The sequence below is a fragment of the Escherichia sp. AM3 genome, assembly GCF_032029835.1.
Lineage (GTDB): Bacteria > Pseudomonadota > Gammaproteobacteria > Enterobacterales > Enterobacteriaceae > Escherichia > Escherichia coli.
The window spans coordinates 1-265 of record NZ_JAVUPQ010001026.1 but is presented as its reverse complement, the minus strand read 5'-3'; the positions used below and the strand labels follow the sequence as shown (position 1 = coordinate 265).

The 265-nt window shown below is 54.3% G+C and carries 1 pseudogene; it reads left to right on the top strand.

The window, feature by feature from the left end:
- Positions 1–265 (top strand): annotated as a pseudogene (locus tag RTW80_RS29540) (virulence effector SrfC); the annotation flags it as partial.

Genomic DNA, 265 nt, shown 5'->3' with positions numbered 1-265 from the left:
CTGCTTCATCCGGTAAAAAACGGCGAGCTGCTTAACGCCATTAGCCTGCCCGTCGATGTACTGGCATCTCTGACCCGCGAAGTGGTGCTGCCCGTTGAGAACTGCGTGCTGGATAACGTTGACGTCATTGATATCCCTGCCATTTCTGAGGAAAACACGCCGCTGATGATGCAGGCAAAATGCCTGTGGTTGCTGGAGCATTATCGTCAGCACATTCAGCCGGATGTCCTGGTTATCTGCAATGCGACGGCGCACCACCAGCAGA